Raw genomic sequence first — 18,564 nt, 5'->3', positions numbered from 1 at the left:
TCCCGGTCGTCGTTCACTGCTCGTGCCCCGACAGGCTGCGCCGTTATCTCGTGCCCCGGTGGTCTGACCGGGGCCCTCAGCGCATTTCCGTCGCCGGAGTCACGCCCAAGATACCCAAGCCCGCCGAAATGACAACGCCGACCGCACGGGCGAGCGCAATTTTCGCGGCTGTTGCAGACGGGTCACCCTCGGTGACGAAGCGCAGCTCGACCTCGTCGTTGCCGCGGTTCCAGAACCCGTGCAGGTCCGAGGCGAGCTCGTAGAGGAAGAAGGCCACCCGGTGCGGCTCATGCGCGCGGGCCGCGATCTCGACCGTGCGCGGCCACTCGGCCAGCTTGCGCATGAGCGCCAGCTGCGCGGGATGGGTGAGCGGCGACAGGTCCGCGGCGGCCAGCGCCGCGTCCGAGGTATCCACCCCCATCTCGGCCGCGCGGCGCAGGACCGAGTTGATCCGGGCGCTGGCATACTGGACGTACCACACCGGGTTGTCCTTGGACTGCTCGAGCACCTTGTCGAAGTCGAAGTCGAGCGGTGCGTCGTTCTTGCGGGTCAGCATGTGGAAGCGGGTCACGTCGCGGCCCGCCTGCTCGACCACGTCGCGCAGGGTGACGAAGGTGCCGGCGCGCTTGGACATCTTGAACGGCTCGCCGTTCTTGAACAGCCGCACGAGCTGGATCAGCTTGATGTCGAGCGGCACCCGCCCGTTCGAGAGCGCGTGCACCACCGCCGTCAGCCGCTTGACGTAGCCGCCGTGGTCGGCGCCGAAGACGTTGATGAGTTGGTCGTAGCCGCGGTCGATCTTGTCCCAGTGATAGGCGATGTCGGGGGCGAAATAGGTCCAGGCGCCGTCCGATTTCTTCACCGGCCGGTCCACGTCGTCCCCGAACGCGGTCGAGCGGAACAGCGTCTGCTCGCGCGCCTCCCAGTCCTCGGGCAGCTTGCCCTTGGGGGGCTCGAGCGTGCCTTCGTAGATCAGTCCGGCGCTTTCCAGACGCGCGATGGCGGCCTCGATCCGGCCGGTGCCGTAGAGCGCCTTTTCCGACGAGAACACGTCCATCTCAACGCCGAGCAGGGCGAGGTCGGCGCGGATCGTCTCCATCATCGCCTCGGTTGCGACCTCGCGCACCTCGGCCAGCCACTCGGCCTCGGGCTTGTCGAGGAGGCTATCGCCGAACCGCGCCTTGAGCGCCTCGCCCACCGGGATCAGGTAGTCGCCGGGATAGAGCCCCTCGGCGATCTGCGGCTCGAGCCCGTGGGCCTCGCGGTAGCGCTCATAGGCCGAGCGGGCGAGCACGTCGACCTGCGCGCCGCCGTCGTTGACGTAGTATTCGCGCGTCACCTCGTGGCCGGCGAAACCCAGCAGGCTGGCCAGCGCGTCGCCGAAGACCGCACCGCGCATGTGGCCGACGTGCATCGGGCCGGTCGGGTTGGCGCTCACGAACTCGATGTTGATCCGCTCACCCGCGCCCTGCGGCACGCGGCCGAAATCTGCGGGCGCGGCCAGCGCCGCGGCCATCACCTCGCGCCAGAGCGCGGGCGCGAGGCGCAGGTTCAGGAACCCCGGCCCGGCGACCTCGGCGGCCTCGATCCGCGGGTCGGTACCGAGCCGGGCGGCCAGCGCCTCGGCGATCTCGCGCGGCTTCTTCGCGGCGGGCTTGGCCAGCACCATCGCGGCGTTGGTCGCCATGTCGCCATGCGCCGGATCGCGCGGCGGCTCGACCGCCACGGCGTCGAAGCTGAGCCCGGCGGGCAACTCGCCCGCGTCGGTCATGGCGGTGAGCGCGTCGAGGACGAGGGCGCGGATGTCGGCGAAGAGGTTCATGGATCACTCGGAATGCAGCTTGACCCTGCGATAGCGAAGCCGCCCCGCCACCGCAACCGCCCGCCACCGCGGGCGGCGCCCGCCGCAGCGGGCCAACCGCGGGGCGGGGCCGTCAGACGTCCAGCGCGTCGGCGTTGTCGTCGGCGGCGCGCTGCAGCCGGGTGTCGTTGGCCGCGGCGCGGATGCGGGCGGCGAGTTCCGGCGGGATGAGCGACACGATCCGAAGCCCGGGCTGGTCGGGGATGCGTTCGGGGTCCGACACCATCACGATCCGGTCGGCCTCGTCGTCGAGCGTCACCAGCGGGACGGCGCCCGGCCGGGCCGCGCGCCACTCCTCGACCCCGTATTCCTTGGTCAGCCGCGTGGTGCGGAACACCCAGCCCTCGGCCAGCATCTCGTTCAGCCGCGCCAGCGTCAGCCCGCCGCCGAACCCCTGCCCGCGCAGCTGGCTGGGCAGGCTGTGGCGCGGCCGGTCGTCGTTCTCGCGCGCGACCTGCCAGATTACCTCGCGGCCGAAATCGGGCGCGAGGTCGGTCGCCACCAGCGTGTTGTAGGCGTCGTTGTCCGAGGCCGCGACGACGTAAGTGTAGGCGAGGAACTCGACGTTCGTCTCGGCCGCCTCGCCCAAGACGTCGCCATAATAGGTGGGCACTCCCGCCGTGCGGGCCGAGCGCAGGTGGTCGCGGTTGGGGTCGGTGACGAGCACCTCGACCCCCTCCTTGATCAGCGCCTGGGCGAGGCCGGTGGCGAAGGGCGAGCCGCCGACGATCATCACCCCCGGTGTGTCGCCCGACGTGAGCCCCAGCCGCCGCGCCAGCGGCCCGAGGGTGAAGCCGTGCAGGATGACCGTCGCCAGCACGAGGCAGAAGGCCAGCGGCGCGACCATCCCGCCGTCGGGCACGCCCTCGGCCACCAGCCGCTCGGCGAAGATCCCCGAGACGGCGACCAGCACCACCCCGCGCGGGCCCGTGAAGGCGATGAGCAGCCGCTCTTTCATCGGCAGGTTGGTCCCGATCAGCGACAGCATCACGGTCGCCGGCCGCACCAGCAGGATCACCGCCGCGATCAGGAGGAACGCGCGCCACGACAGCTGGGTGAGCTGCGAGAACTGGATCCCCGCCGCCAGGATGATGAACACGCCCGAGACGAGCAGCACCGTCGCCTGTTCCTTGAACCGGTAGAGCTCGGTGTAGGACGGCAGGTTGGCGTTGGCGACGATCAGCCCCATCAGCGTCACCGCCAGCAGCCCGGATTCGTGCAGGATCGAGTCGGCCGCCGTGAAGGCGCCGATGACGGTGACGAAGAGCACCGGCACCTTCATGTATTCGGGCACGATGTGGCGGCGGAACGCCTGCACGATGGCCCAGCCGGCGGCGATGCCGATGAGGCAGGCGGCGAGCACGCCCGGCACCACGCGGGCGAGCGCCTGGCCCCAGAAGAGCCCGGCGTTGGCGACCAGCACGATCTGCATCGCCAGCGCCGCGGCGAGCGCGCCGATGGGGTCGTTGACGATCCCCTCCCACTGCAGGACCTGGGCCGGGCGGGTGACGAGCTTGGCCTGCCGCAGAAGCGGCGCGATTACGGTGGGGCCGGTGACGATCATGATCCCGCCGAAGACGAGCGACGCCTTCCAGCTGAGCCCGCCGATCCAGATCAGCGCCAGCGTCGAGAGCAGCCAGCCGAGCGGCGCGCCGACATAGACCAGCCGCCGCACCGCCGGGCGCGCATCGGCGAGACGGTGGAAGTTGAGGGTCAGCCCGCCCTCGAACAGGATCACTGACACCGCCAGCGACACCATCGGCGCGATCAGCGGGCCGATGTCGCGGGCGGGCACGAGGATGCCTGTGACCGGCCCGAGGACGAGCCCCGCGGTCAGCATCAGCACGATCGCGGGCATCCGCAGCCGCCACGCCAGCCATTGTGCGCCGACCCCGGCCACGCCGATCACGGCAAAGGCCTCCATCGCGCTCAGTCCCGTCGTCGGTGTCGCCATCCGGCCTGTTTCCCTCTTGCGACGACTCGGCGCCGGAATTGACCTTGTGCCGGTTTTGCGCTAGGGGCCGCAAGCCCGCGTCCGGCGGGCAAGCCGAGGGGCGCATGGATGAGCCGCGTCCCGTGACCGCGCCCGAATGGCGCGTCGGACCGCGACGATACTCAACCGAAAGACCCCGATGACCAAGTTTTCCGATCTCAAGCTCGACCCCAAGGTGCTCAAGGCTGTGGCCGAGGCGGGCTACGAGACCCCTACCCCCATCCAGCTCGGGGCGATTCCCCCGGCGCTCGAGGGGCGCGACGTGCTGGGCATCGCCCAGACCGGGACCGGCAAGACCGCGTCCTTCACCCTGCCGATGATCACCCTGCTCGGCCGTGGCCGCGCCCGCGCGCGGATGCCGCGCAGCCTAGTGCTGTGCCCGACGCGCGAACTCGCCGCCCAGGTGGCCGAGAACTTCGACACCTACGCCAGCCACACGCGACTGACCAAGGCGCTGCTGATCGGCGGCGTCTCGTTCGGCGAGCAGGACAAGCTGATCGACCGCGGCGTGGATGTGCTGATCGCCACCCCCGGCCGCCTGCTTGACCATTTCGAGCGCGGCAAGCTGCTGCTCACCGGCGTGCAGATCATGGTCGTGGACGAGGCCGACCGGATGCTCGACATGGGGTTCATCCCCGACATCGAGCGCATCTTCCAGCTGACCCCGGCGCTGACCCGGCAGACGCTGTTCTTCTCGGCCACCATGGCGCCCGAGATCGAGCGGATCACCAACACCTTCCTGAACGCCCCGGTGCGGATCGAGGTCGCGCGCCAGGCCACCACCAGCGAGACGATCACCCAGAAGCTCGTCGAGCTGACCCCCACCCGCAAGGACCAGAGCGCCAAGCAGAAGCGCGAGCTGCTGCGGGCGCTGATCGACGCCGAGGGCGAGGGGCTGAAGAACGCGATCATCTTCTGCAACCGCAAGACCGAGGTCGACGTGGTGGCGAAGTCGCTCAAGAAGCACGGCTATGACGCGGCGCCGATCCACGGCGACCTGGACCAGCGGGTGCGGATGGCGACGCTTGACGGGTTCCGCGACGGCACGCTGCGGTTCCTCGTGGCCTCCGACGTGGCGGCGCGCGGGCTCGACATCCCGGCGGTGAGCCATGTGGTCAACTTCGACCTGCCGAGCCACGCCGAGGATTACGTCCACCGCATCGGCCGCACCGGCCGGGCCGGGCGGCTCGGCACCGCGATCTCGATCGCGACGCCGGCGGACGAGAAGTATCTGGCGGCGATCGAGAACCTGGTGAAGCAGTCCCTGCCCCGGGCCGAGAAGCCCGAGGGGTTCAGCCTGTCCGAGGCGGCGCAATCCGCCCCCCGCGAGCGGAGCGAGCGCGAGCGCGGCCCCCGGGCCGGCAGCCGGGTGCGCACCCGCGGCCGGCGCAGCGAGGCGGCGGCGAAGCCCGCGGCCGAGGCCGAGGCGCTGCCCGAGGCCGTCGAGGTCGCGGCGAGCCCCGAGCCGCGCCGTGACGAGCGCCGCGATGAGCGCCGCGACGAGCGCGCCAGCGACGACCGCCGTGGCGACGACCGCCGCACCGATGACCGCCGCGGCGAGGATCGGGGCGAGCGCCGCTCGGGCGAGCGCGGCGAACGCAACGGCGACCGCCGCAACGACCGCGCGGCGGACCGCAACGGCGACCGCCGCGAGGATCGCAACGCGGATCGCAACGGCGACCGCCGCGACGAGCGTCGGGACGAGCGCAAGGATGATCGCCGCGACGACCGGCGCGAGCGTTACCGCGACCGCGACCGCGGCCCGGCGGTGCTCGGCATGGGCGATCACGTCCCCGAGTTCCTGACCACCAGCTTCGCCGAGGCCATTGCCATCACCGACGCCCGCTCGGCCGCCTCGGCGCGCGCCGAGGCCGCGGGCGCCGAGCGGACCGGCGACGACACCCGCAGCGAGGCCCAGCCCGCCGAGCGCCCGGCCCGGTCCGAGGGCGACGAGGCCGCGCCCCGCAGCCGCTCGCGCCGCGGTCGTGGCCGGGGTCGGGGCAGCGATGCCGCGTCCGACTCCACCCGCGAGGCCGAGGGCGCTGCCGAGGCGCCGGTCCACCAGACCAGCCCCGAGGCGACGCCCGCTGAGGTGACCGTCGAAGCCGTCACCGAAGCCCCCGCGCCCGAGGCCGCCGAGGCCGCGCCCGAGGCTCCGGCCAAGCCGCGCCGCACCCGCACGCGCCGCAAGCCCGCCGCCGAACTGCCGGAAGAGCGCGAGGCCCGCGAGGCCGAGGCCACCCCGGCGGGGAACGCCGAGCCCGCGCCCGTGACCGCCGACCCCGCACCCGACGCGCTGCCCGAGGAACGCGCCGCGCAGGAGGGCGAGACCGACGGCAGCACCGACACCGGAGCCGACAACGCTGCCGAGGCGGACGCGAAGCCCGCGCCGAAGCCCCGCAAGCCGCGCGCCCCGCGCAAGCCGCGGGCGACCAAGGCCAAGGCCGACGCTTCCGACGACGCCGCGCCCGCCGCCGCGCCGGTGGCCGAGGCCACCTCGGGGACCGTCGCCGGCGCGGAGTGATCCGCGCCGCCCGGACCCGGCCATGAGCGGCCGCCCGCACGACCCGAGGCCCCTCCCCCCCGCCCCGCGGGCGGGCGGGGTTTTGCCCTCCCGCCCCCTGCCCGCACCCGCCCGCCTCACGCTCGACGTGGGTCTGGGGGTGGCGGCGGCGCTGGGACAGGCGCCGTGGGGGCTCTGGCCGGTCACGCTGATCGCGCTCGCCGCGCTGCTCTGGCGCATCGGCGGCGCCCCCTCGGCCCGCGCGGCGTTCCTGCGGGCGCTGGCGGGCGGCGCGGGGCATTTCGCTCTCGCGCTCTTCTGGATCACCCAGCCCTTCCTCGTCGAGGCCGAGATCTACGGCTGGATGGCGCCGTTTGCGCTGGTGCTGATGGCGCTCGGCGGGGGGCTGTTCTGGGCCATCCCGGCCGCGGCGCTGCACCCGCTCGGGCACGACCGACGGACGCGGGCGCTGGGTCTGGCGCTGGGGCTGGTCGTCTCGGACTGGCTGCGCGGCTGGATCTTCACCGGCTTTCCCTGGGCGCTCAGCGGCCACATCTGGATCGACACCCCCGCGGGCCAGATCGCGGCCTGGGGGGGCGCGCTGGGGTTGTCGGCGCTGACGCTCGCCGCCGCTGCCCTGCCCGCCTGGGGTTGGACGCCCGCCCGTCCCGGCTGGCGGGCCTGGGTGCTTGGCACGACGCTCGCCGCGATGCTCGTCGCCGCGGCGTGGGTCGCCGGGCTCGCGCGGCTCGCGCAGCCGCTGCCGCCCGACCACTCTGCGGTGATCCGGCTCGTCCAGCCCAACGCCGACCAGACGCTGAAATGGACCCCCGAATGGGCGCCGGTGTTCTACGCCCGGCTGCTCGAGCTCAGCGCCCTGCCCGTCGATCCGCGCCTCGGCGGCGGCCGCCCCGCGGCGGTGGTCTGGCCCGAAACCTCGGTGCCGTTCCTGCTCAACGAGGCGGACCCCTTCCTGCCCGAGATCGCCGCCGCCGCCGGCGCCCCGGTCCTCGCCGGCATCCAGCGCGGCGAAGGGGGGCGCTGGTACAACAGCCTCGCCGAGTTCACCGCCGAGGGCGGCATCGGCCCGGTCTACGACAAGTTCCACCTCGTCCCCTTCGGCGAATACATCCCCTGGGGTGATGCGCTGGCGCGCTTCGGGGTCTCGGCCTTCGCCGCGCAGGCGGGCAACGGCTATGCGCGCGGGACGGGGCCGACGGTGCTGACCCTCGCCGGTCTGCCGCCGGTGCAGCCGATGATCTGCTACGAGACGATCTTCGAGCGCGACCTCGCCCGCCCGCCCCGGTGGGCGGGTGAGCGGCCCGCGTGGCTGTTGCAGGTCACGAACGACGCCTGGTTCGGCAGCTGGTCGGGCCCCTACCAGCATCTCGCGCAGGCGAGGCTGCGCGCGATCCAGACCGGGTTGCCGCTGCTGCGCGCCGCCAACACCGGCGTTTCGGCGGTGATCGACGCACAGGGGCGGGTGCGCGACCGGCTGGCGCTGAACGGGGCCGGCGTGCTCGACGCGCGGCTGCCGGGCGCGCTGCCCCCGACGCTCTGGTGGCGTTGGGGCGACGCGCCGCTGCTGGCGCTGCTCGGGCTCGCGCTCGCGGCGCTCATCGCCCGCCGTCCGCGGCGGGCCCGCAGCGGCCGTTGACGCCGCCGTGCGGTTGGCGTAGCTGCGGGCTTCGGCCCCCACAACGGCTTCCTGGCGTGGCGCGGCCCTGACCCAATGGAGCAATCATGTCCCGTCAGAATTATGTCTTCACCTCGGAATCCGTCTCCGAGGGGCATCCCGACAAATTGTGCGACCAGATCTCGGACGCCGTCCTCGACGCGCTCTTGACCGAGGAAGAGCAGGCCCGGGTGGCGTGCGAGGCCTTTGCCACCTCTGGCATGGTGGTCATCGGCGGTGAAATCGGGCTGCGGGACAAGGCCCGGCTCACCTCGATGATGGGCCGCATCCCCGAGATCGCCCGCGGGGTGATCAAGGACATCGGCTACGAGCAGGAGAAGTTCCACTGGAACACCTGCCACGTCCTGAACTTCCTGCACCAGCAGTCGGCGCATATCGCGCAGGGCGTGGACAAGGACGGCGCCGGCGACCAGGGGATCATGTTCGGCTATGCCGTGGACGAGACGCCCGAGCTGATGCCCGCGCCGATCCAGTATGCCCACGCGATCCTGCGCCGGCTCGCCGAGGCGCGGAAGTCGGGTGAGCAGCCGACGCTCGGCCCCGACGCCAAGTCGCAGCTGTCGGTGCGCTACGAGAACGGCAAGCCGGTGGGCGTGACCCAGATCGTCGTCAGCCACCAGCACCACGACGAGTTCCAGACCTCGGACGACATCCGTGCCATCGTCGAGCCCTATGTCCGCGAGGTCCTGCCCGAGGGTTGGCTGACCAAAGAGACGGTGTGGCACGTCAACCCGACCGGCAAGTTCGTGATCGGCGGGCCGGACGGGGACGCCGGGCTGACCGGGCGCAAGATCATCGTGGACACCTACGGCGGCGCGGCCCCGCATGGCGGCGGGGCGTTCTCGGGCAAGGACGCGACCAAGGTGGACCGCTCGGCGGCCTATGCGGCGCGCTATCTGGCCAAGAACGTGGTTGCGGCGGGGCTGGCGAAGCGCTGCGTGATCCAGCTGTCCTATGCGATCGGCGTGGCCGAGCCGCTGTCGATCTATGCCGACACCTTCGGCACCGGCGAGATCCCGAATGCCGAGATCGAGCGCGCGGTGCGGGCGGTGATGGACCTCAAGCCCTCGGGCATCCGCGACCACCTGAACCTGAACCGCCCGATCTACCGCCGCACCGCCGCCTACGGCCACTTCGGCCGCGCCCCTGAGGCGGACGGCGGCTTCAGCTGGGAACGCACGGACCTGGTCGAGGCGCTGAAGGGCGCGGTCTGACCTCCTCGCCGATAGCGGAAACGATGCGCCCGCCGGTCCCGCCCGGCGGGCGTTCTTCTTTGTCGCCGCCTGTCGCAAATAGCATGACAATATCGCCGCGTGGGCTATGATTGACATGATCCTTCACGACGGCGTTCGTTCATGCAATGGCATCCCGATCCCCAGCGGCTGGCCCGTCCTGTCTACCTGTCGCTGGCGGAGCAGTTCACCCAGGCCATCCAGACGGGGCGGATGGGGGCGGGAACACGGCTGCCGCCGCAGCGCACGCTGGCGGATCGGCTGGGCGTCTCGCTGCAGACCGTATCGCGCGCCTATGACGAGCTCGGCCGCCGCGGCATGATCGCGGGCGAAGTCGGGCGCGGCACCTTCGTGCTGCCGCAGTCGGCCGAGGCGCCCGCGCCCTATCTGAACCGGCGGACCGGCGGGGTGGTGGATCTGTCGATCCTCAAGCCCGTCACCGACGCGCTGCATCTTCAGAAGATGCGCGAGGGGCTGGCCTGGCTGGCCGAAAACCTGCCGCCGCAGGCGGCGCTGTCGTTCCGGCCGACCTCGGTGATGCCCGAGCATCTCAAGACCGCCGCCGCGTGGCTGGCGCGCGGCGGGATCGACGTCGCGCCCGAGCAGATCGTGATCACCGATGGCGCGACGCCGGCGATCACCACGGCGGTGATGACGGCCGTGCCGCCGGGCGGAACGCTCGCCGCGGCCGAGCTGACCCACCACCTGCTGCAACCCCTGACCCGCTATCTCGGTCTGCACCTCGAGCCCTTGCCGCTGGACGACCACGGCATCGTGCCTGCCGCGCTCGAGCAGGCGGCCCGGACCAAGGGGCTGTCGGCGCTCTACCTCCAGCCCGCGGCCATCAACCCGCGGGGCGTTCTGTCGCCGGCCGAGCGGCGGGCCGAGATCGTCGCCATCGCCCGGCGCCACAACCTCGCGCTGATCGAGAACGACATCCTGAACCAGCTTCTGACCGACCGCCCGACGCCCTATGCGGCGCTGGCGCCCGAGCGGGTGCTGCACATCAACGGCTTCACCAAGATCAGCCTGCCGGGGCTGCGGGTGGCCTATCTGACGCTGCCCGAGCGGCTGGCCCGCGCGGCCGCCAACCGCCATCTGGTGACGAACTGGATGGCGACGCCGATCATGGTCGAACTTCTCGGCCGCTGGATCGCCGACGGGACCATGACCGGGCTGATCGGCTGGCAGCGCCAGGCGCTGGCCGAGCGGCACGCCATCGCCCGCGCGGTGCTGCCGGAGGGCCTGTGCCGGTCCCACGCCCAGGCACTGCACCTCTGGCTCGAGCTGCCGGCCGGCATCCGGGAAGAGGAGTTCGTTGCCATGGCGCACCGGCGCGGCGTCGCGGTCGCCTCGAGCCAGTCGTTTCGGATTGGCGGGCAGCCCGGACCGGGGGCATTGCGCATCGCACTGGGTCCGCCGAGCCGCGACGATCTGAGCCGGGGCCTCGCCACCGTGGCCGAGCTGCTCGCCGAGTCGGACGAGCCGATCCTGCCGCTGGTCTGACAACCCGCCTCATATTGTCATGATACGATATTGTTGATTGACATGATTTGAAGCGACGCCGATGCTGGGCCGAACGTTGGTGCGGGGGCCATGGACCAGCCAGTCATCCGGGTCGAGAACCTCAGAAAGTCGTTCGGCGCGCTGACCGTCATCGACGGGTTGTCGTTCGACGTGGCGCGCGGCGAGAAACTGGCGCTGATCGGGCCCTCGGGATCGGGCAAGACGACCATCCTGCGCATCCTCATGACGCTCGAGACGATCTCGGGCGGGCGCATCGAGATCTGCGGCGAGCCGCTGTTCCACATGCGCCGGGGCGGGGCCGAGGTGCCCGCCGACGAGGCCCATCTGCACAGGATGCGCCGCCACATCGGCATGGTCTTCCAGCACTTCAACCTGTTCCCGCACAAGTCGGTGCTCGACAACATCACGCTCGCCCCGATCCTGACCAAGGGCGAGACGCGCCCGGCCGCCGAGGCGCGCGCCCGCGAGCTGCTCGAGATGGTCGGGCTTTCGGACAAGGCATCGGCGATGCCCGCACAGCTGTCGGGCGGGCAGAAGCAGCGCGTGGCGATCGCCCGTGCGCTGGCGCTCAACCCGCAGATCATGCTCTTCGACGAGGTCACCTCGGCCCTCGACCCCGAGCTGGTCGAGGAGGTGCTCGAGGTGATGAAGCGGCTCGCCGCCGAGACCGACATGACCATGCTGCTGGTGACCCACGAGATGGGCTTCGCGCGCGAGTTCGCCGACCGGGTGCTGTTCTTCGACGGCGGCCGGATCTGCGAACAGGGCCCGCCCGAGCAGCTTTTCACCAATCCCACGCAGGAGCGCACCAGAACCTTCCTGCGCAAGATCATCGCTGCGGGTCACCGCGTGTGATGCCCCCCAACAGGAGAGAGATGCGACCATGAAAGCCAGTATCCTCGCGGCGTTCGCCATCGCCGTCCCGGTCCTTGCGGTGCCGACGCTCGCCGCGGCCGACAAGCTCGACGACCTGAAATCAGCCGGCAAGGTCACGATCGCCATCGGCAACGAGCCGCCCTTCACGGCCATCGCCCCCGATGGCGCCGTCTCGGGCGCCGCCCCGGACGTGGCCCGCGCGGTGTTCCAGAAACTCGGCGTCGATACGCTCGGCGCGCAGGTGATCGAGTACGGCGCGATGATCCCGAGCCTTCAGGCGGGCCGCGTGGACGCCATCGCCGCCGGGCTCTTCATGAAGCCCGAGCGCTGCGCCGCGGTCGCCTATTCCGAGCCAGTGCTCTGCGACGCCGAGGCGATGCTGGTCGCCAAGGGCAACCCCAAGGGCTTCAAGTCCTACGCCGACATCGCCGCGGCGGACGGCGCCCGCATCGGCGCGCCCGGCGGCGGCACCGAGGAGAAGCTGGCGCTCGAGGCGGGCGTGCCGCGCGACCGGGTGATCGTGGTGCCGGACCCGCAGTCGGGGCTGAAGATGCTGCAGGACGGCCGGCTCGACGCCTATTCGCTGCCGGTGCTGTCGATGAGCGACCTGATGAAGAAGGGCGGCGAGGGCAGCGTGGACCTGATCGCGCCGGTCGAGGGGGCGCCGGTTTCGTGCGACGGCGTGGCGTTCAACCGCAACGACACCGCCCTGCGCGATGCCTTCGACGTCGAGCTGGCGAAGCTGAAGGAGTCGGGCGAGTTCGCGAAGATCGTCGAGCCCTACGGCTTCTCGGCCCAGGCCGCGCTGTCGACGACCCGCGACAAGCAGTGCGCCGCGCCGCAGTGACGCGCGCGCCCGGGCCGTCGCCCTGACGGTCCGGCGCCACCGGGGCGCCCCCGCCCCCACCGGCCACGGGGCAAGTGCGCCCCCGGCCCCGATCCCCGCCCGATGGGCCGCGGCTGACCCGTGGCCCCGGGTGACCCCTTGGCTTCCAACAGGCGGACCGCATCCCGATGGGCGACTGGGCAGGCTATCTGACGCTGATCCTCGACGGCGCCTGGGTCACGGTCAGGCTGACCGTGATGGGCGCCGCGGTGGCGCTGGTGTTCGCCTTCCTCGCCGGCCTCGGCCGCCTGTCCCGCCACGCGGCCGTGCGCTGGCTCGCCACCGCCTACATCGAGTTCTTCCGCGGCACCTCGATCTTCGTCCAGCTGTTCTGGATCTACTTCGTCCTGCCGCTGACCGGCGTCACCCTGACCCCGATGCAGGCGGGGGTGATGGCCCTCGGGCTGAACGTCGGGGCCTACGGGGCCGAGGTGGTGCGCGGCGCGATCCTGTCGGTTCCGCGCGACCAGTATGAGGCGACGACAGCCCTCAACCTCACGCGCTGGCAGCGGATGCGCCACGTCATCCTGCCGCAGGCCCTGCCGCTGATGCTGCCGACCTTCGGCAACAACGCCATCGAGCTGCTCAAGGCGACCTCGGTGGTGTCGCTCATCTCCCTGTCGGACATGACCTTCCAGGCCCAGGTCGTGCGCTCGCAGACCGGCAACACGCTGATCCCCTTCGTGACCGTGCTGGTGCTCTACTTCGCACTCTCCATGACCATCGCCGCGGCCGTGGGCGCGCTCGAGCGGCGCGTCACCCGCGGGCTGGACGGGGTGCGCTGATGGATTGGGACTGGTCCTTCGCCTGGTCGATCATGCCCCAGCTTCTCGCCGGGGTCCGCATCACCATCCTCGCCACGATCCTCGGCGCGGCGGTGGCGGCGGTGCTGGGGCTGGTCTTCGCGATCCTGCGCCGTTCGCCGAACCGCTGGATCGCCCGGCCCACCGCCTTCGTCGTGCAGTTCATCCGGGGCACGCCGCTGCTGGTGCAGCTCTATTTCATCTTCTACGTGCTGCCCGACATCGGCATCCGCCTGCCCGCGCTGGCCGCGGGCGTGCTGGGCATGGGGCTGCACTACGCCACCTACGCGGCCGAGGTCTATCGCGGCGGCATCGAGGCCGTCCCCCGCGGCCAGTGGGAGGCCGCCCGCGCCACCAACCTCACCGCCCGCCAGACGTGGGTCCACGTCATCCTGCCGCAGGCGGTGCCGCCGATGATCCCGGCGATGGCGAATTATCTTCTGGCGATGTTCAAGGAAACGCCGCTGCTGTCGGCGATCACCGTGCTCGAGCTGATGAACCAGGCGCGCTCGGCCGCCAACTTCTCGTATCGCTACGTCGAGCCGATGACGCTGGTGGGGGTATTCTTCCTCGTCATCAGCCTGATCTCGGTGGCGATCCTGCGCTGGCTTGAGCGTCGCTACGCGAGGCGCACATGAGCGGCGCGGGGGTGGGCACGGGCTCGGGCGGGGACGTGGCGCTCGACGACCGGCCGATGCGGGCGCGGGTCGGGCTGGTGGTGCTGGCCACCGACCACACGACCGAGCCCGATTACGCCCGCATCGTCGCCCCGCAGGGGATCGGCGTCTATGCGACCCGCATCCCCTTCGCGAACCCCGTCACGGCCGAAAGCCTTGCCGCGATGGCCCCCGACATCACCGCCGCCGCGGCGCTAATTCTGCCGGGCGAGGCGCTTGACGCGGTGGTCTATTCCTGCACCTCGGCCTCGGTCGCGATCGGGGACGCCGCGGTGCGGGCGGCGCTCTGCGCGGGCAAGCCGGGGGCGCGGGCGATCACACCGCTCTCGGCCGCCTTCGCGGCGTTTCAGGCCCTCGTCGCCCTGCGTGTGAGCCTGCTCACCCCCTATGACGACGCAACGACGGCGGCGATGGCGGGCTGCCTCGAGGCCGGGGGCGTCTCTCTCGGTGCCGTCACCGGCCTCGGTCTCACCGACGACCGCGACATGGCCCGGCTGAGCCGCGCGACCCTCGTCGAGGCCGCGGCCCGCGCCACCGCACCCGGGTCCGAGGCCCTGTTCGTCGCCTGCACCGCGGTCCGCGCCGCGGCATGGGTCGAGGCGCTCGAGGCGGCCGCGGGCGTCCCGGTCGTCACCGCCAATCTCGCCACCGCCTGGGCCGCGCTGCGGCTCTGCGGCCACGCAGGCCCGGCCGCCCCGGGGCGGCTGATGACCCTGCCCCTCAACGACACCTACCCGACCACGCCCTGACCGCGCCCCAACCCCAGGTGCCCCATGCCCGACATCCCGCTGAACTTCTCCCGTGCCGAATACGCCGCCCGCCTCGACAAGACCCGCCGCGCAATGGAGGCGGCCGGGGTCGAGTTGCTGGTCGTCACCGACCCCTCGAACATGAACTGGCTGACCGGCTATGACGGCTGGTCCTTCTACGTCCCGCAAAGCGTGATCGTCCCCCCGCACGGCGAGCCGCTGTTCTTCGGCCGGGGCATGGACGCGGTCGGCGCACGCTTCACCGCCTGGATCGGCGAGGAGTCGATCATCGGCTATCCTGACGACTACGTGATGAACCCCGCCAAGCACCCGATGGAGCTCTTGGCGCAGATCCTGACCGACCGCGGCTGGGGGCGGCTCAGGGTCGGTGTCGAGATGGACAACTGCTGGTACACCGCCCGCAGCCATGCGGCGCTGGCGGCCGGGCTGGCGGACGCGCGGCTGAGCGACACCACCGGCCTCGTGAACTGGCAGCGGGCGGTCAAGTCGCCTGCCGAGCTCGACTACATGCGCAAGGCCGGCGAGATCGTCACCGCGATGCACGCCCGCATCCTCGAGGTGGTGGCGCCGGGCGTCCGCAAGAACGACCTCGTGGCCGAGATCATGGCCACCGGCGTCCGCGGCGTCCCCGGCGCGGGCGGCGACTACCCGGCCATCGTGCCGCTGCTGCCCTCGGGGCGCGAGGCAGCGGCGGCGCACCTGACCTGGGACGACCGGCCGATGCGCGCGGGCGAAGGTACCTTCTTCGAGATCGCCGGCTGCCATCACCGCTATCACTGCCCGCTGTCGCGCACCGTGTTCCTCGGCAAGCCGCCGCAGGTCTTCGTCGAGGGCGAAAAGGCGGTGCTCGAGGGAATGGAGGCCGGGCTCGAGGCCGCCCGCGCCGGCAACACCTGCGAGGAGTTCGCCGGGGCCTTCTACGCCGTGCTGAAGAAGCACGGCATCACCAAGGACGGCCGCACCGGCTATCCGATCGGGGTCAGCTATCCGCCCGACTGGGGCGAGCGCACGATGTCGCTGCGCCCCGGCGACCGGACGGTGCTGGAACCCGGCATGACCTTCCACTTCATGACCGGACTCTGGTCGGACGACATGGGGCTCGAGATCACCGAGAGCCTGGTGATCACCGAGGGCGCGCCCGAGCTGCTGGCAAACGTCCCTCGCCAGCTCTTCGTCAAGGACTAGGGCAATGGAGGCGACGCTCCGCCCCTCTCCGGTGCTGGCCACGGTCGATTACGACCGGCCGGGCGTTCAGCACGGGTTCCTGCGCCTGCCCTATAGCCGCGACGACAGCGCCTGGGGGTCGGTCGTGATCCCGATCACCGTGATCCGCGGCGGCGAGGGGCCGACGGCGCTGTTGACCGGCGCCAACCACGGCGACGAATACGAGGGGCCGCTGGCGCTCTTCGACCTCGCGCAGACATTGCGCCCCGATGAGGTGGTGGGCCGGGTCATCATCGTCCCGGCGATGAACTATCCCGCGTTCCTGGCCGGCACCCGGACCTCACCCATCGACCGCGGCAACCTCAACCGCAGCTTTCCGGGCCGCCCGGACGGCAGCGTGACCGAAAAGATCGCGGACTACTTCCAGCGGGTGCTGCTGCCGCTGGCGGACGTGGTGCTCGACTTCCATTCAGGCGGCAAGACGCTGGATTTCCTGCCGTTCTGCGCGGCCCACATCCTGCCCGGCGAGGGGCCCGAGGTGCGCGCGCAAGAGGAACGGGCCTTCGCGCTGGTGCGCGCCTTCGCCGCGCCGTTCAGCGTGCGGATGCTCGAGATTGACGCGATCGGGATGTATGACACCGCCGCCGAAGAGATGGGCAAGGTATTCGTCACGACCGAGCTGGGGGGCGGCGGGACTGCGACGGCGCGCACGGTTCGGATCGCGCGCGAGGGTCTGCGCCGGGTGCTGGCCGCCGCCGGGGTGACCCGCGGCCCGGGCGCTCCCGCGCCCGCGCCGCTGCCGCCGACCCGCTGGCTCGACATGCCCGACGCGGACTGCTTCGTCTTCGCCGAGGACGGCGGGCTGGTCGAGTTCCTGGCCGATCTGGGCGACAGCGTGGCCGCCGGCGACCCGGTGGCGCGGCTGTGGCCGCTGGGCCGCACCGGCGTCGCCCCCTCCGAGCTGACGGCGGCGCGGGCGGGCGTGCTCTGCGCGCGGCACGTCCCCGGGATCGTCAAGCCAGGCGACTGCGTCGCGGTCCTCGCGGTCGAGGTCGCGGACGCCTCGCAGCTCGAGGGTCCGGGCCCGCGCGAGCTCGAGGGGGTGGTGCCATGACCGCGCTCGCGCTGAGTGACCCGACCCTTCTGCGGCGTGAGGGGTTGCTGGACGGGCGCTGGCAGGGCGCCCCGCAGAGCTTCCCCGTCACCGATCCCGCGACCGGTGCGCGGGTGGCCGACGTCGCCCGGCTGGACGCCGACGCCGCCCGCGCCGCGGTCGAGGCCGCCCATCGCGCCTTCGACGACTGGGCCTGGGCGCTGCCGCAGACCCGCGCGACCTTGCTGCGGCGCTGGTTCGACCAGATCACCGCGCACCGCGAGGACCTCGCCCTCATCATGGTGGCCGAGCAGGGCAAACCCCTCTCCGAGGCGCGGGGCGAGATCGACTATGCCGCGAGCTTCGTCGAGTTCTACGCCGAAGAGGCGCGCCGCCCGAACATCGAAAGCGTCACCTCGCATCTCGCCACGGCCGAGATGGAACTGTGGCGCGAGCCCGTGGGGGTGGCGGCGCTGGTCACGCCCTGGAACTTCCCCGCTGCGATGCTGACCCGCAAGGCGGCTGCGGCGCTGGCGGCGGGCTGCACGGTCGTCGCCCACCCCTCGGCCCAGACCCCGCTTTCGGCGCTGGCGCTGGCCGAGCTGGCGCAGCGCGCGGGGTTTCCGCCGGGGCTCTTCAACGTCATCCCGGGCGACGCGGCCGAAATCGTCGGCGCCTGGTGCGCCGCGCCGCGGGTTCGGGCGCTCAGCTTCACCGGCTCGACCGAGATCGGGCGGCTCATCTACCGCCAGTCCGCGGATACCGTGAAGCGGCTGGTGCTCGAACTCGGCGGGCACGCGCCGTTCCTCGTCTTCGCCGAGGCCGATCAGGAGCTTGCGGTGACCGAAGCGATCAAGGCCAAGTTCGCCACCTCGGGGCAGGATTGCCTCGGCGCCAACCGCTTCCTGATCGAGCGCCCGGTCTATGACGCCTTCTGCTCGGCCTTCACCGCCCGCGCCCGGGCGCTGACGCTGGGACCGGGGACGGCGGATTGCGACCTCGGGCCCTTGATGAACGAGGCCGCCGTGGCCAAGCAGGAGGCGCAGGTCGCGGATGCGCTCGCCCGCGGGGCGCGGCCGCTTTGCGGCGGTGCGCGGGATCCGCAGGGGCCGCTTTTCTACCCCGCGACGGTGCTGGCCGACGTGCCGCCCGACGCGCTGATCTTCCGCGAGGAGACCTTCGGCCCGGTCGCGGCCCTCGCCCCCTTCGACACCGAGGACGAGGCAGTGCGGATCGCCAACGACACCGAATACGGGCTGGTGGCCTATCTGCACAGCCAGGACCCGCGCCGGATCTATCGCCTGACCCGGGCGCTCGACTTCGGCATGGTCTCGGTCAACCGCACCAAGGTCACCGGCCCGCCGATCCCCTTCGGCGGGATGAAACAATCCGGCCTTGGCCGCGAGGGGTCGCGCCACGGGCTCGAGGCCTTCACCGACATCAAATACGTCTGCCGCGACTGGTCGGACGGTTAGGAGGACCA

The 18,564-nt window shown here is 71.8% G+C and carries 13 protein-coding genes, 1 pseudogene and 1 riboswitch; of the genes and pseudogenes, 12 read left to right on the top strand and 2 right to left on the bottom strand.

All coding sequences use genetic code 11. The annotated features are described in order from the left end of the window. Positions 1 to 76 precede the first annotated feature (76 nt). Both argS and HGN31_RS00655 read right to left on the bottom strand, forming a co-directional pair. Positions 77 to 1,822: an arginine--tRNA ligase gene (gene argS / locus HGN31_RS00660; protein ID WP_168782012.1), complete on the bottom strand. Its 1,746-nt coding sequence runs from the start codon at positions 1,820 to 1,822 to the stop codon at positions 77 to 79. Between the two features lie 112 nt (positions 1,823 to 1,934). Next, positions 1,935 to 3,815 carry a cation:proton antiporter gene (locus tag HGN31_RS00655; RefSeq protein WP_168782011.1) on the bottom strand — a complete coding sequence of 627 codons (1,881 nt, stop codon included), beginning with the start codon at positions 3,813 to 3,815 and terminating at the stop codon, positions 1,935 to 1,937. Between the two features lie 178 nt (positions 3,816 to 3,993). On the opposite strand from HGN31_RS00655, the pseudogene HGN31_RS16825 reads away from it, so the two are divergent. The 12 genes and pseudogenes from HGN31_RS16825 to HGN31_RS00595 form a co-directional block, all read left to right on the top strand. Beyond that, positions 3,994 to 5,463, top strand: a pseudogene (locus HGN31_RS16825) (DEAD/DEAH box helicase); the annotation flags it as partial. Positions 5,464 to 6,460: 997 nt separating this feature from the next. Then, positions 6,461 to 8,014, top strand: coding sequence for an apolipoprotein N-acyltransferase (lnt, locus tag HGN31_RS00645; RefSeq protein ID WP_244961072.1), 1,554 nt, complete (start codon positions 6,461 to 6,463; stop codon positions 8,012 to 8,014). A 32-nt stretch (positions 8,015 to 8,046) separates the two neighbouring features. Further along, positions 8,047 to 8,097, top strand: a riboswitch (SAM-SAH riboswitch). 3 nt (positions 8,098 to 8,100) lie between these two features. After that, positions 8,101 to 9,267 (top strand): methionine adenosyltransferase, encoded by a 1,167-nt coding sequence (gene metK, locus HGN31_RS00640; RefSeq protein ID WP_168782008.1) that lies wholly within the window; start codon positions 8,101 to 8,103, stop codon positions 9,265 to 9,267. Positions 9,268 to 9,408: 141 nt separating this feature from the next. Beyond that, on the top strand, positions 9,409 to 10,791 hold the full coding sequence (gene ehuR / locus HGN31_RS00635; protein WP_168782007.1) for a MocR-like ectoine utilization transcription factor EhuR: 1,383 nt from the start codon (positions 9,409 to 9,411) through the stop codon (positions 10,789 to 10,791). A gap of 90 nt (positions 10,792 to 10,881) precedes the next feature. Then, a complete protein-coding gene (ehuA, locus tag HGN31_RS00630) occupies positions 10,882 to 11,667 on the top strand; it encodes an ectoine/hydroxyectoine ABC transporter ATP-binding protein EhuA (RefSeq protein WP_036703565.1) in 786 nt (261 codons plus the stop codon). Between the two features lie 28 nt (positions 11,668 to 11,695). Beyond that, a complete protein-coding gene (gene ehuB / locus HGN31_RS00625; RefSeq protein WP_168782006.1) occupies positions 11,696 to 12,535 on the top strand; it encodes an ectoine/hydroxyectoine ABC transporter substrate-binding protein EhuB in 840 nt (279 codons plus the stop codon). Between the two features lie 167 nt (positions 12,536 to 12,702). Further along, positions 12,703 to 13,359: an ectoine/hydroxyectoine ABC transporter permease subunit EhuC gene (ehuC, locus tag HGN31_RS00620; protein ID WP_168782005.1), complete on the top strand. Its 657-nt coding sequence runs from the start codon at positions 12,703 to 12,705 to the stop codon at positions 13,357 to 13,359. Next, positions 13,359 to 14,015: an ectoine/hydroxyectoine ABC transporter permease subunit EhuD gene (gene ehuD / locus HGN31_RS00615; RefSeq protein ID WP_168782004.1), complete on the top strand. Its 657-nt coding sequence runs from the start codon at positions 13,359 to 13,361 to the stop codon at positions 14,013 to 14,015. Before ehuC ends, ehuD begins: the two co-directional genes overlap by 1 nt. Then, positions 14,012 to 14,803: an aspartate racemase/maleate isomerase family protein gene (locus HGN31_RS00610; protein WP_168782003.1), complete on the top strand. Its 792-nt coding sequence runs from the start codon at positions 14,012 to 14,014 to the stop codon at positions 14,801 to 14,803. Before ehuD ends, HGN31_RS00610 begins: the two co-directional genes overlap by 4 nt. 24 nt (positions 14,804 to 14,827) lie before the next feature. Further along, positions 14,828 to 16,009 (top strand): ectoine hydrolase DoeA, encoded by a 1,182-nt coding sequence (gene doeA / locus HGN31_RS00605; protein ID WP_168782002.1) that lies wholly within the window; start codon positions 14,828 to 14,830, stop codon positions 16,007 to 16,009. A gap of 4 nt (positions 16,010 to 16,013) precedes the next feature. Continuing rightward, a complete protein-coding gene (doeB, locus tag HGN31_RS00600; RefSeq protein ID WP_052176558.1) occupies positions 16,014 to 17,102 on the top strand; it encodes a N(2)-acetyl-L-2,4-diaminobutanoate deacetylase DoeB in 1,089 nt (362 codons plus the stop codon). Continuing rightward, a complete protein-coding gene (locus HGN31_RS00595; RefSeq protein WP_168782001.1) occupies positions 17,099 to 18,556 on the top strand; it encodes an NAD-dependent succinate-semialdehyde dehydrogenase in 1,458 nt (485 codons plus the stop codon). Before doeB ends, HGN31_RS00595 begins: the two co-directional genes overlap by 4 nt. Positions 18,557 to 18,564: the final 8 nt, after the last annotated feature.

Origin of the sequence: Paracoccus sanguinis, assembly GCF_012689545.1 — a bacterium.
In the GTDB taxonomy this organism is placed as follows: Bacteria; Pseudomonadota; Alphaproteobacteria; order Rhodobacterales; family Rhodobacteraceae; genus Paracoccus; species Paracoccus panacisoli.
The sequence above is the reverse complement of the archived record's forward strand: the minus strand, read 5'-3'. Positions and strand labels throughout refer to the sequence as shown.